Source organism: Undibacterium sp. Ji22W (genome assembly GCF_049340305.1).
Classification (GTDB): Bacteria; Pseudomonadota; Gammaproteobacteria; order Burkholderiales; family Burkholderiaceae_D; genus Undibacterium.
This window is the reverse complement of record NZ_JBMPOU010000001.1, coordinates 1,127,990-1,142,204: the sequence shown is the minus strand read 5'-3', so window position 1 is coordinate 1,142,204 and position 14,215 is coordinate 1,127,990. Positions and strand designations below refer to the sequence as shown.

Below are 14,215 nucleotides of genomic sequence, written 5' to 3'. Positions count from 1 at the left end.
GCTGAGAAGTTACAGTCTCAGCTCCACCTAACGCATCGTCTTTTTCAGCCTTATTTGATGGTCAAACGACGTTGTTTCACCGCATCAGCCAATCCCTGCAATACCGATTCACTATCATTCCAATCTATGCATCCATCTGTAATCGATTGACCATAAACTAAGTCTTTTCCTGGCACCAAATCCTGACGCCCAGCCACCAGATTAGATTCAATCATAACACCCACGATACGTTGGTCACCATTCGCAATTTGCGTCGCGATGTCGGCGCAAACCGGAATTTGATTTAAAGGATTTTTTGAACTATTCGCATGGGATGCGTCGATCATGATGCGTGGTTGTAAACCATTCGCCGCAATATCTTTCGCCGCAGCGTCAACATTCGCAGCATCGTAATTTGGTGTCTTCCCACCGCGTAAAATGATGTGACAATCTTCATTACCGTTAGTCGAGACAATCGCAGAATGGCCACCTTTTGTCACGGATAAAAAATGATGTGGTTGTGACGAAGCTTTGATCGCATCGACCGCGATTTTGACGTTGCCGTCGGTGCCATTTTTAAATCCAACTGGACATGACAAACCCGATGCTAACTCACGGTGTACTTGCGATTCAGTAGTCCTCGCCCCGATAGCGCCCCAGCTAATTAAATCTGCGATGTATTGCGGGCTAATCATATCCAGATATTCAGTACCTGCTGGCAAACCAAGTTCATTAATGTTCAATAACAATTCACGCGCAATACGCAGACCGTCATTAATGCGGAAACTATTATCCATATACGGATCATTGATCAAACCTTTCCAGCCAACCGTGGTGCGCGGCTTTTCGAAATACACACGCATAACGATTTCTAATTCGCCAGCAAATTTGACGCGAGCTTCTGCGAGTTTTTTGGCATACTCTAGGGTCGCCTTCGTATCGTGAATCGAGCATGGACCAATCACTACCATGACCCTATCGTCTTTTGCTTGCAGAATATTATGTAATGCTGAGCGCGCGTTCGCGGTAACTTCTGAAGCTTTATCTGAGCAGGCAAATTCGCGAATCAAATGCGAAGGTGGAAGCAGCTCTTTCATTTCCCTGATACGTAAATCGTCTGTACGTTGCATAATGTTTTCCTGAAGTTTCAGTAAGATAAAAATGTGTTTATAAATTGTGCCAAAAGTTGTTTGATCAGCCTTACCTATCCACTTTGTATTTACCTTGCGAATTGAATTCATCAGGCAAAAAAAAACCGCCAAGACTGGCGGTTTTTCTGGATCGGTTGGGTTCTATGTACGTCGATTTTTCTTCTACGTGAACTTACCGCTTCTCCACCGCCTTAGGGTTGGAATAGCTAAAGTAAAAGTGAAAGTAAAATCGTGCAAAATTCATGAAAACCTCGTGATCGAATGCAACGACTATAACAACATCAACGCCCAATTGGCAAGCAATTTATCTCATTATGCGCGTAATTTTACAAAAGCCTTGAGCCAACACACTTGCTGCGACATAAGCTTATATTCAATTATCTATAAGCATTTATAGAAAACTCGCGATTTCACTCAAAGTTTTCTTGCGAATATTCGGTACCATGCAATGCGCGGCAGGATATCCAACCACTAGCAAGATGTAAGGCTTTTCGTTGTCCGGACGATCTAGTAACTCATTCAAAAATCCCATTGGACTAGGTGTGTGCGTTAGCGTTGCTAGGCCTGCATGATGTAAGGCCGCGATCAAAAAACCCGTCGCAATCGAAACCGATTCGGGTACATAATAATTTTTAACGGCGGTACCATCATCCATCAAGGTGCTTTTTTGGCCGAAGATCGCAATCAGGTAAGGTGCATCTTCTAAGAAGGGCTTTTCAGAGTCCGTGCCCAAGGGAGCCAACGCATCTTTCCATTCTTGCGGCGCACGACGTTCATAAAACTCGCGCTCTTCGATTTCTGCCTCCACTCGAATCCGATGTTTCAACTCTGTATCACTCACCACTGCGAAATGCCACGGTTGATGATTCGCACCCGATGGCGCTGTGCCAGCGGCTAACAAGCATTGCTCGATCACTTTGCGTGAAACAGGTTCAGTAGAAAATTCTCGGATAGTTTTGCGACGGGAGAGTTCTTGATAGAACGCTGAAGCGCGCGTCTCCATTTCACTTTCTGGATACGCGCGATAAGTACTCAAGGGGATAAACTGCGGAGAGCCTTGATTGAAGGAAAGTTTAGACATGCTGATCCTTTCGTAGAAAAAGACACTGTAATCACAATATCTAAACTACTCAAGATGCACAATCACATTCAATACAAGTAATAAAAATAAAAGCTTTTTAACAATCAATCGACGGCTAAAAGATGTATAGACAATACGAACTTTTGCGGTCGATTTTCTATCGGCACTATTTCAACTTAGGTTCAAGCAGTTCCGCCAACGACAAGACCATCGATGCGTAAAGTTGGCTGACCAACACCTACAGGAACGCTCTGGCCTTCTTTACCACAAATACCGACACCTGAATCTAAGCGCATATCATTGCCTATCATCGATACCCGATTTAAAACATCTGGTCCATTACCGATCAGAGTTGCCCCTTTCACTGGATAAGTGACTTTACCATCCTCGATCATGTAAGCTTCACTGGCAGAAAAAACAAATTTGCCGTTGGTAATATCTACCTGCCCGCCACCGAAATTCACCGCATACAATCCATTTTTAACAGAAGCTAAAATCTCGGCTGGATCTTTGTCTCCACCAAGCATATAGGTATTCGTCATACGTGGCATCGGCAAGTGTGCAAAAGATTCTCGGCGTGCATTGCCTGTAACAGGCATTTTCATTAGTCGCGCATTCATCGTATCTTGAATATAGCCTTTAAGTATGCCGTCTTCAATCAGGGTCGTACATTGCGTAGGATTACCTTCGTCATCTATATTCAAGGAACCGCGACGATTTTCCAAAGTACCATCATCGACCACTGTCACACCTTTAGCTGCAACACGATCACCAATGCGACCAGCAAAAGTGCTAGAACCTTTCCGATTGAAGTCGCCTTCCAAACCATGTCCAATCGCTTCATGCAAGAGCACACCAGGCCAACCAGAGCCGAGTACCACCGTCATCGGACCCGCTGGTGCGGGGCGCGCATCTAGATTAACCAAAGCGGATTTCACCGCATCTTCCGCGTATTGCTCCAAAATCGCATCAGTAAAATACGAGAAGTTATAGCGACCACCGCCACCACTTGATCCCGTCTCACGACGTCCGTTTTGTTCGGCGATAACGGTCAACGACATTCGCACCAATGGACGGACATCCGCAGCAATCACACCATCACTGCGCGCCACCAAAATCACATCGTACTCCCCAGCTAAACTTGCCATCACTTGTACGATGCGTGGATCTTTAGCACGCGCGATTTTCTCAATGCGTTCCAATAGGGCGACTTTTTGTGTTGCATCCAATGAAGCTAAAGGATCATCCTGCAAGAACAAATTATGGCCTTGTATGCCTTGCATAGAGGAAGCAACTTGAATCTTGCCCGAACCTGCGCGAGCGATTGTACGGGTGGCTGCTGCAGCTTCTAGCAACGCATGCTCAGAAATCTCATCAGAGTACGAGAATGCGGTTTTATCACCAGATACAGCCCGCACGCCAACGCCTTGATCAATTGAAAAGCTGCCGGTTTTAACGATGCCTTCTTCCAAACTCCAGCCTTCATTTTTGGTGAACTGAAAATACAGGTCGGCATAATCAATTTTATGCGTGAACATCGTTTTCAGTGCTGAGGCTAATTTAGCTTCATCAAGCCCGAAAGGTGTCAGTAGGATGTTGCGCGCGATCGCGAGATGTTTCAAATTTGAATCAAATGGTGTCATGTTTTTCAGTCTTTATTGGCTGCCATTTCGGCGAATTAACGAAGGTATTGTAGTCCATATCCCATGAATGTTTGTATTGGAAATATGACCCTAACAAGTAAAGCGCCTGTGCTTTAATGCAGGCAAGTTAGTACGAATTTTTTGCATTACATCCACATCCAAATCAGCGCTCACTACGCCCTCGCCCTCATCCAGACAATTTATTATCTTGCCCCAAGGGTCGATGAGCATACTGTGCCCCCAAGTGCGGCGACCACTATCATGAGTACCACCTTGCGCGGACGCTAATACATAACATTGATTTTCAATTGCACGGGCACGCAATAAAATCTCCCAATGTGCTTGACCGGTCGTATAGGTGAACGCTGCTGGCAACACTATCAGGCTACATGGTCCCATATTGCGAAATAACTCTGGGAAGCGCAGGTCATAGCATACACCTAGTCCTATCTTACCTATCTCACTATCAAAACTAACGATGTCATTACCTTCTTGTATGGTATTTGATTCTTGATAGCTTTCTTCGCCATTTATAAATCCGAATAAGTGGATCTTATCGTAACGCGCAATTTGAGAACCGTGACGATCAAATGCCAGACAGGCATTATAGATTTTACTACTATCACCAGACTTCAGTGGGATAGTCCCACCGATGATTGCCATCTGCAGTTCTTGAGCAATCTGCTTTAAAAAATTCTGTAAAACACCATTCCCAGGCTCCTCTGCAAAGGCAATTTTATCGGTATCACGTAACCCCATAATCGACCAATATTCTGGCAGAACTGCCAAATTCGCACCTTCTGCTTTTGCTTGTTGCAACAGACGGTGCGCCGTTTGTAAATTGGCGTCTGGGTTCGATGCCGACACCATTTGGATTGCAGCGACTTTCATTTCTTATCCTTATTTGACTTCAGCCTTTACTTTATTCTGTTCCGTTTTTTGTTTCTCTAAAATTTGCTGGCGTTCTTTATTTTCAATTTTATTCACGATAGGATTCGTCCACGGGCCGGTTATTTGATACTCATATGTGAACGCTCGTTTCAGAGGATCTCTAAAAAATAGTTGCGCTAGAAAAGTACCCAGGCCAATCACCGGATTGACGGCCAATCCGTACACCACAGAGGCGGCGCCAGCATTAAAATCAGGAATCACAGCGACATGTAAATCTTGCGATTCTTTAGCAATATCAGCGTGTCCTTCCATTAGCACGGCGGCATTTACGCTACTCATTTTGAGATTATCGGTCGTCGCGATTCCATGCAAAATTTTTGCCGTACCGACGATACTATCGAATGCAAAACCATCCGAAAAAACGTCACGAAAATCCAAGGTAAAACGTCGTGGCAAGGACTGCATACTCAGTACGCCCAATAATTTCGCTGCGCCGGGATCTACTTTCAAAAATTGACCTGCCGCCAATTTTAATTGCAATTGTCCACTCAAGCTCGGAATATCCAAATCAAACGGCAATCCTGTCCACTGCAGATCTCCTTCGAGTTTACCTTTCCCGCCACGCAGCACGTCGGCAAAGTCGAATCGATCAAGTAATTTTCCTGAATTTGCAATATCCAACACATACTGCAACTTTGTCTGACTATCAGTTCCACGAGCAGTCCATTGACCAGTTGCACTTAACTCAGCATCATCATTTTTCAAAATCAATTTATCAATATTCCATTCACGCCCTTGCGTCGCCAATGTATTGCTCGCGTTCAAGGCGAGGTGTCCGAGCTTTTTATTAAACAACTCGAAATTCTCAACTTGAATATCCAAGCTTGGAATTTGTTTAGTGGTGTTTTTCGCTTCGAGTAAATCTCCCACATCACCGGCTGCAGATTTTGGTATCATCAAACGACTCAAGCGCGCACTAATTTGCCCCGGATTTTGCGGCTTACCGAAACCATTCCAACTAATGAATCCCGATGCCTGTGTCGAATCTAGATTGGCTTGCCACAAGCCTATTTGATTCGAGGCACCTAAGACAATGTTATCCATCTTTTTACCGAACAGATAGATCTCATCCGTCACAACCGATAGACTTGTCGGCTCGACATATTGTGCAAAATCTACGGCGGGATTTGGCTCAGCAATATTACCTTTGGCGATGTTTTTGCTGGCATGATTTTTCGCTTGAGCATCGATGAGTCGACGCCATTCATCGACATTCAACGACTTTGATTGCACATGTAAATTAAGACCAGAATCAGGCAAAATTGCGGGGGCATTCACCGCGACAGCGGCTCGCACTACACTCCATTTTGCGTTTTTCTCTAAGGTTTTTTTGCGTTGATAATGCGCGTTAAAACGGTTACCCACACTGAGCTTGATCTGTTCACGCAAATCGTTTTGATCGGTAGAAGCCTCGGGTAATATTTCAAAGCGCATAGACGCAAGCTCATTGGCTGCTTTCGTCAACGGCGCTGGAAGATTCCAAGCGAGTCCCTGCAAATCTGATTCAACGACAACCTCTGTCTGACGCTTTTTAACATAAATTTGCGTAGTATATTTTGCTTCGCCTTTTAGGCTATCTAACAAATTACTCACATCCACATTCGCCAAGTGTTTTTGGATTCCTTCTGCCGTTGCCAGCCCCTCCAGCTTTATTTTTATCGTTCCATCTTTTTGGCTACCGCCATTGGCCTGCACCGCGCCACCTAACAAATTAGCTTTCAGATTATTCAGACTCAAACCATGCTCGTTGAACTCTAACTTACCGTTAAGCATACTTATCAAAGGCAAATCAGGTTGCAAAATAGTTTCGGCATTATTTAATTGCAGCAAGCCATTCACCTTTGAATCGTTAATACTATTCAAAGGCAAATTTAGTTTTAGATTTAGTTGTCCATTTCCAGTCGCTGCTGTGTCATGCAAAAAATTCGCCAGCCAGTCATCCACCGGACTAGCTTTCAGATAATTCAACATTATTTGCAAATTGCCGCTAGCATTTCCATCAATCTGCAATACCGGATTGTGCTCTAGCAAATCAGGAATAATTGCCCTCACCTTATTTAAAGGAACACTATTCGTCAGGGCAGTGTCCGCCCGGATTTCCATACGTCCACGTTCAAAAATGAAGTTACCTTTGATACTGTCGATCACCGGCCAAAACGGCGCCAACCCATCTTTGGCAAACACGCCTGGTAAGAAGTTTAATTTCCCGTTACGAAGATTCCCTTTAACGTAAAATTCGCCCTGCTTTCCTGACTCTGGATCTTTTTGCTGGAACGGGAAATGTGCAAGAGAACCTTTCAAGCGAAATACCACATCATTCGCCTCACCATCCAACAAAGCATGGCTTAACCAATCGCGTAAATGTTCGGGTGCCTGCACAGGGATGTAGCGATTGATAGTCTTGATATCGAAACCTTGCAAGTGCCCGTTTAAATCAACTTCACCCAAATCAGATTGGCGCATTGACAAACTATGTTTTCCACTCAAGCTACCGATCGCACCATCCTGCTCAAATTCCATCTGCTGAATCTGTAACTGCAATTGATCATTTTGTTGAAACTGCCAGCGTGCTTGCATTTTCAAACGTTTGAAAGGCATGAGGGGATCAACAAAATAACTTGGCAGCTGCAACAATAAATCTATCGAGTCTAAAGTAAAGCTACCGCCTTTATCATTCGCATCGATGTATCCTGACAAATTATCAAAGCCAGGAATTGCGGGCACAGCCGCTTTTGCGGGCAGCTTGCCAGTCTTTGGTCTGCCCAGTTGTGCCTTTAACGCTTGCATTTCCAGATTGCTAAATTGCCCCTTAATGCTATAACTAGATATTTCAGGGAAACTTCCTTGCCACCGAGCCGTGAAATCTTTCAGAATACCTTTTGGTGCGACACTAATTAATAGGCGTCGTTGATCTGCGGGAATTGGCAAATGCTCAGCAAAATTTGCTAGGGAATGCAAGTCTAATGATTGCGTGTAGAGCTCAACCTTCTCTCCCTGACCATTTTCACCTGGCGTGAACGTTTCCTTCAAGGTCGTCGCTGGCAACACTAATCCATCTCGAGTTTTCATGGAAAAGTTGACCAAAGCCAAACTATGACCAGATTGACCCGGTAGCCAAGATAAATATTTGTAATTCGACTTAATTTGTTCAGACGCGATGATACGTCCGCTCACTTGCGCCATATCGAGCACGGGCAAGTCTTTGCGGAACTTACCGATCACATCTTGCAAATGCACGTCTGCAGTGAAATCTTCGAAACGCCCTTGCTTCACCTTAATCCAAGACTTGACGCTCCCCACGCCTTTATCCAATGTAAAAGGAAAAGGGAAATATTGGTGTATTGCGGGTAAATCGGCATGTTTTAGATCGGCATACAGCTCACCGGACCACGACGACAATTCGGACTTCTTAGTTGCAAATACCGAGTGCTGAAATTGTCCCCGAATATCGACCGGTGCAGCCACATTTGCAGGTGGGATGGCTTGCATTGCAAAATTGTGTTGACGCCAATGATTGGTCAACACAAAATTGACATCCGTTAAACGGAGAGGTGGATTTGCGCGCAACTGGTCATTCCACTCGACATGCCCTCGTACTATTTTTATTTGATGTTGGGCTAACACCCAGTTTAAACCGGTTTCTCCCCCATCAGTATGTCCATTCAATTGCAATGGAAAACCTGCCACCTCAATAACACCATGCAAATCACGATGGATATTCAACTGAGGGCTGACGATTTCTATTTCAGAAAAACGCAACTCAAGGGCAGCCAGTGACCACCATGACAATGTGGTGTTAATCTCAGGCAGGGTCAATGCGACCCGAGAGTTCTGATCTTGAATAAGAATTCCTTGCAAAGCAATTTGAGGATTAAATCCTTGCCAGTTAGCCTGCAGGTTCCGAATGCTAAGTTGTCGCCCCAGTTTGACACTCGCATACTGTTCGATCTCTGTTTTGTAATTTTCCAGATTAGGTAAAACAACATAGCGCAACAACAAGAACAAGGCTGCAAATATGAAATAGCAGACGAGCAGCGTCTTCAGGAAAACCCTTAAAGTCTTGCGCAACCCTCGGCCGCCATGAAACGCGGCCAATACGCACGCAGCCCGACCGCTGTGCAATGTCTTACGCCATCCGCTCAATGTCTGTGCATGATGCCCGCAGGCCTGATCATGGTCATCAGACGGGAGATGTTGTTTCAATGAATTTCCCACTTTCAACGTGGATCAATTCGTATTGGCAAATAGCCAATATGGGGGCAGGCGCGCTCTGACGGCTGTATCAAGATTACTTCAAACAACAACATACTCCCCCGAAAAAACTCTAAACTGAGAAATCAACCGACAAAAAATGACGCTAAAAAAAAGCATACAAAATATACCGTGATCAACGCCAAATTCAAAGCAGATTTGTGATTTCTCGGCTTAAGCTTACAATGTCCTCAATGTCTGAAAGCCCGTCTTAGAAACTTCTGCCCAACTTCCTTAACAAAATCCATGAATATTAGCGCCATCCCTGCATCCGACATCTATCGATCACGTTTCTTGAACCGATGGTTAAATGCAAAATCCAGTAGGTCACAAGAGCTTGAGAATATATCGCAATTCGCCCTCAGCAAAGCGAGTTTTACCGAAATCTTACAAAAAGAAATAACTCAAGGGGCAACGCTCAATGCAGCAATGAGACGCTTGCGTAATTTGGTTCTAGCCTGTCTGATTAAACGCGATTTGAATGGAACAGCCAATTTGCACGAAGTGATAAGCACTATCAGCGACTTTGCCGATTTTGCAATTCAAAGCCATTTGCAATATTTGATGAAAGAAATGTTAGAAAATCATGGGCAACCGTATGGCGAAGAAAGCGGCGAAGCGCAAGAATTGATCGTACTAGGCATGGGAAAGTTAGGTGGCCACGAACTAAATGTATCTTCCGACATTGATCTGATTTTCTGCTATAGCGAAGACGGGGATACTCAGGCAAATAACCAACAACGAAGCTTATCGAATCATGAATTCTTCAGCCGACTAGGAAAAAAATTAATCGCGGCCATATCAGAAATCACCGAAGACGGCTTTTCTTTCCGTGTTGATATGGCACTTCGTCCGAATGGAAACTCTGGCCCACTAGTAGCAAGCTTTGGCATGGTGGAGGACTATTTTTTAGTGCAGGGTCGCGAATGGGAACGCTACGCATGGGTCAAAGCGCGCGCGATTACTGGCCGACCCGAACAGATTTCCATCCTCGAGAAGATTATTTTCCCCTTCGTGTACCGCCGCTATCTTGATTATGGTGTGATCGAATCACTGCGCAATATGCACCACCAAATCCGTGCAGAAGTAGTACGTCAGGAAACTCGCCACCCTGAACGTGGCATCAATGTAAAACTTGGGCGCGGCGGAATTCGTGAAGTCGAATTTTTGGCACAAGTATTTCAACTAATACGTGGCGGTAGAGAATCTGTCTTGCGCGATCGCTCTACTCGCGCAACGTTGTTAACGCTTGCAGAAAAAGGAATTTTGGATCAAGGCATTGTCGATCAACTCATGACGGCCTATATATTCTTACGCGATGTTGAGCACCGCCTGCAATATCTCGATGATGCACAAACCCATATCTTCCCTGCGAATATTGATGATCAACATATCGTTGCGCATATGATGGGTTTCACGAATGTACACAGCTTAAATGCGGTACTCATCCCGCACATGCACTTTGTCGCAGAGCAGTTTGACGAGATATTCAAAGACAAATCAGGTCAAAAGGATGATGCACTTAATACCAATAATATGTCCGCACCCGATGCAAACGAAACCATCGTCGCACATTTACAAACATTAGGCTTTTTAGAAATTGAGGAAGTCGCACAGAGACTTTCAAGCACATGGCAGTCCGCCAAAATGCAAGCACTACCAGAGGCAAGTCAACAAAAACTTGCAGCGCTAATCCACAGCGCATTGAAAACAATTTCGACTCAAAGTGATGGTCAAGCAGTCACAGTACATCGCCTCTTAGATTTCATGGAACACATTGCGCGGCGCACAGCATATCTCTCTCTACTCAGCGAATTTCCACATGCCCTGCAACGTGTTATTCGCATGATGCACGCCAGCGATTGGGCTGCCAAATTCTTAAACCGTCATCCAATTTTGCTCGATGAATTATTGGACGAATCTGTATTGCATCAAGCGCCCGATTGGAACGTCTTTTCAAACGAAGTGCGAACGCTGATGGAAGAGCAAACTGGTGACATCGAGGCGCAACTTGATAGCTTGCGCGAACTCCATCACGCGCTTCTCTTTCGATTACTGGCCCAAGATCTAGAAGGTAAAGTGAGCGTTGAGCACTTAGCTGACTCGCTCTCGCAATTGGCCGACGTTATGGTCGAGGCAGTAGTTCAGGCTGCATGGAAGACCATCGCTAGCCGGCACTGTGAGATTCCCAAATTTGCGGTGATTGCCTACGGAAAATTAGGTGGCAAGGAACTCAGCTATGCCTCTGACTTGGATTTGATTTTCCTCTACGATGATGACAATCAAGACGCTCCGGCCTCTTACGCAAAATTGGCTCAACGCTTCATTACTTGGATGACGACCCATACTTCTTCTGGGGTTTTATTTGACATCGATATCGCTTTGCGCCCCGACGGAGCGAGCGGCTTAATGGTTTCATCGGTACAAGCCTTTGAACGTTATCAAGAAAAGTCGGCGTGGTTATGGGAACATCAAGCGCTGACCCGAGCACGTTTTTGCGCAGGCGATCCCGAGATAGGTGCACGATTTGAAGCAATACGCGAACACGTATTACGCTTGACCAGGGAGCCAGAGCAACTCAAACGAGACGTCGTTTCTATGCGCAAAAAGATGCGCGATGCTAACGTGAATCGGAGTGAATTATTCGACTTAAAACACGACCATGGCGGCATGATCGATATTGAATTTATAGTGCAATATCTGGTCTTGCGCCATTCTCATGACTATCCTGAACTCACCGGCAATATCGGCAATATCGCTTTGCTCAAACTATGCGGCAATTTGGGGCTAATCGATACCGACTTGGCAAATGAGACCGCAAATAGCTATCGTCTCCTGCGCAAGTATCAACACAATATACGCTTACAAGGCGAAGAGCGAGCGCGAGTGCACATCGACAAAATCGCAGCCGCGGTTGGATGCAGCGAAGCCTTGTGGGACTCTTTGTTTAAAACTGAAATGTAAGTTTGCGCGTAGCTTGTCCTACTTGCCTATGCATCACACCCAAAGTTCGTGCGCAACTTGACTTCATCCTCAATGAATCAAATTCAAATTTCTTTTATTTGCTCAATACGTAAAAAAGGCTTTGCAGTTGCAAAGCCTTTTTATACGTTCAGTTTAGATCGACCTAATTCACTGACGTCATTTCATTATGCCTGCGGACGCATTCCCTGTATCCACTTTTTGATCCGTCCAGCATCAGCTAGACGAGAATATTTTCCTTTGGAATCCAAGAACACCATTACTACCGCGCGACCTTCAATAATTGCCTGCATTACCAAACAACGTCCTGCTTCAGCGATATAGCCTGTCTTCTGCAAACCGATATTCCAATCGGATTTTTCAACTAGATGATTAGTTGTTCCGTATTCCAACAGGCGCTTTCCTTTTGGATTGACTACGTAATGACTGTCCGTTGAATATTCACGAATCAAAGGAAACTGATAGGCAGCATTGATCAATTTAACCAAATCTCGCGCACTTGCTACGTTCTTACTTGAAAGACCACTAGAATCTACGTAGTAAGTATCGTTCATACCCAATTGTTTAGCCTTTGCATTCATCGCAGCAACAAACGCTGGCAGGCCACCTGGGTAGCTACGACCCAAGGCAGATGCGGCACGATTTTCAGAGCTCATCAATGCGATATGCAACAAATCCGCACGAGAAAGTTTCGCGCCTATTGTTAGGCGTGATCCAGTGCCTTTTTCCTTATCCAAATCTTCATTCGTAATTTCTATAACTTCGTCCAAATCTAACTTGGATTCCACGACAACTAAGCTCGTCATTAACTTCGTGATGGACGCGATAGGTAAGGATACCTCTGCATTTTTTTCAAACAAGACTTTTGAACTATCCTGATCTACTACAAACGCCGCGTTAGACGCCAAAGACAAGGCATCCTTAGAATGTTTCAATCCAACCGCGTCACCAATACTTGGACCTTCATTGATCTCAACGGCATGACGTATGCCACGCTTGGCCTTCGCTGATTTTTGCGATTTTGCCGCGAGAACATGTTTTTTGCTATGCTTAGTCGCATGTTTAGGCGCGTGCTTTGAAGGGGCCTTAGCATGCACTAAACTAGATTTTTTTGAGTTGGATTTCTTGCTGCGATGACTTTCGCTAGCGACACTTACTTGAGCAACAGCAAAAACAGAAGCAAGAGCGAGAGTAGATAAAACGGTTTTATTAAAAGAAAAACTAAACATCGATTTCACCATGGACTTCAAGCGTAGTGCAACCATGTATTACTCCTAGAGACGAAAAATTTCTTAATGGAACGAAGTGTAGCAAATTATTGATAATTCGCAAGAGAATTAAAGACTTAGCGCCATTTCCTCATTAAAATTCTCGGAATTTGAACCAAAAATAAGTAAATGATATAAATTTTTAATATTGAACATACTAATTCAACATTAATAGTCAGATTTTCGACACTTCTTTCGCTTCAATCGAAAAATTTTGCAAAAGCATTCACCTCAGCCCTCTCAGTTTGCAAACTATTTTCTATCTTGCTCATATCTGCAAACCCCAAAGACATACCGCACACCACCATTTCTTGCTCAGGCAATGATAACTCTTCCGCGATAATTCGATGAAACTGTGTAAATGCTGCTTGCGGGCAGGTATCTAAGCCACGTGCTCGCGCAGCAAGCATGATATTTTGCAAGAACATTCCGTAGTCTAACCAGGAACCTTGTTCCATCACGCGATCTATCGTAAATATTAACCCGACTGGCGCATCAAAAAATTGATAGTTTCGACCGTGTTGAGCATGCATGCCAGCTTTGTTTTCACGTCCTAAGCCAAGCAAGCTGTACAGATCCCATCCCACTTTACGACGACGATCAATATACGGGCTATGCCATTCGACTGGATAATATTTGTATTCTTCAATATGCGACTTCGCACTGTCGGGATTATTGTGCGCAGCCAATATCTTCGAGGATAGCTTTTGCAAAGTATGTCCCGTCACCACGTAGACCTTCCATGGTTGAGTATTGGTGCCTGAAGGTGCACGTGCGGCGATGTCCAAAATGGCCCGAATATCCTCCTGCGCAACTGGCGTATCTAAAAAAGCGCGCAATGAGCGGCGAGAACGAATCACTTGATCAACAGTTTCTTGTACAGAATTAGAAATCATCTTTACTCCATAT

General features: G+C 44.6%; 8 protein-coding genes. 1 reads left to right on the top strand and 7 read right to left on the bottom strand.

Annotation, left to right across the window (positions count from 1 at the left end; genetic code table 11):
- Positions 1-50: 50 nt before the first annotated feature.
- The 5 genes from aroG to ACO0KW_RS04815 form a co-directional block, all read right to left on the bottom strand.
- Positions 51-1,109 carry a 3-deoxy-7-phosphoheptulonate synthase AroG gene (aroG, locus tag ACO0KW_RS04835; protein ID WP_423051158.1) on the bottom strand — a complete coding sequence of 353 codons (1,059 nt, stop codon included), beginning with the start codon at positions 1,107-1,109 and terminating at the stop codon, positions 51-53.
- Positions 1,110-1,521: 412 nt separating this feature from the next.
- Entirely contained in the window at positions 1,522-2,211 is a 690-nt protein-coding gene (locus ACO0KW_RS04830; protein ID WP_423051156.1) for a nitroreductase family protein, read from the bottom strand.
- 182 nt (positions 2,212-2,393) lie between these two features.
- Entirely contained in the window at positions 2,394-3,854 is a 1,461-nt protein-coding gene (gene tldD, locus ACO0KW_RS04825) for a metalloprotease TldD (protein WP_423051154.1), read from the bottom strand.
- Positions 3,855-3,944: 90 nt separating this feature from the next.
- Entirely contained in the window at positions 3,945-4,745 is an 801-nt protein-coding gene (locus ACO0KW_RS04820; RefSeq protein WP_423051152.1) for a carbon-nitrogen hydrolase family protein, read from the bottom strand.
- Positions 4,746-4,754: 9 nt separating this feature from the next.
- Positions 4,755-9,008, bottom strand: coding sequence for a YhdP family protein (locus tag ACO0KW_RS04815; protein WP_423051150.1), 4,254 nt, complete (start codon positions 9,006-9,008; stop codon positions 4,755-4,757).
- A gap of 294 nt (positions 9,009-9,302) precedes the next feature.
- On the opposite strand from ACO0KW_RS04815, the gene glnE reads away from it, so the two are divergent.
- Entirely contained in the window at positions 9,303-12,020 is a 2,718-nt protein-coding gene (gene glnE / locus ACO0KW_RS04810; RefSeq protein WP_423051148.1) for a bifunctional [glutamate--ammonia ligase]-adenylyl-L-tyrosine phosphorylase/[glutamate--ammonia-ligase] adenylyltransferase, read from the top strand.
- Between the two features lie 185 nt (positions 12,021-12,205).
- Here the strand turns inward: glnE and pbpG are convergent, their stop codons facing one another.
- A complete protein-coding gene (pbpG, locus tag ACO0KW_RS04805) occupies positions 12,206-13,303 on the bottom strand; it encodes a D-alanyl-D-alanine endopeptidase (protein ID WP_423051146.1) in 1,098 nt (365 codons plus the stop codon).
- A gap of 203 nt (positions 13,304-13,506) precedes the next feature.
- Positions 13,507-14,202 carry a nitroreductase gene (locus ACO0KW_RS04800; protein ID WP_423051144.1) on the bottom strand — a complete coding sequence of 232 codons (696 nt, stop codon included), beginning with the start codon at positions 14,200-14,202 and terminating at the stop codon, positions 13,507-13,509.
- Between the last annotated feature and the right edge of the window lie 13 nt (positions 14,203-14,215).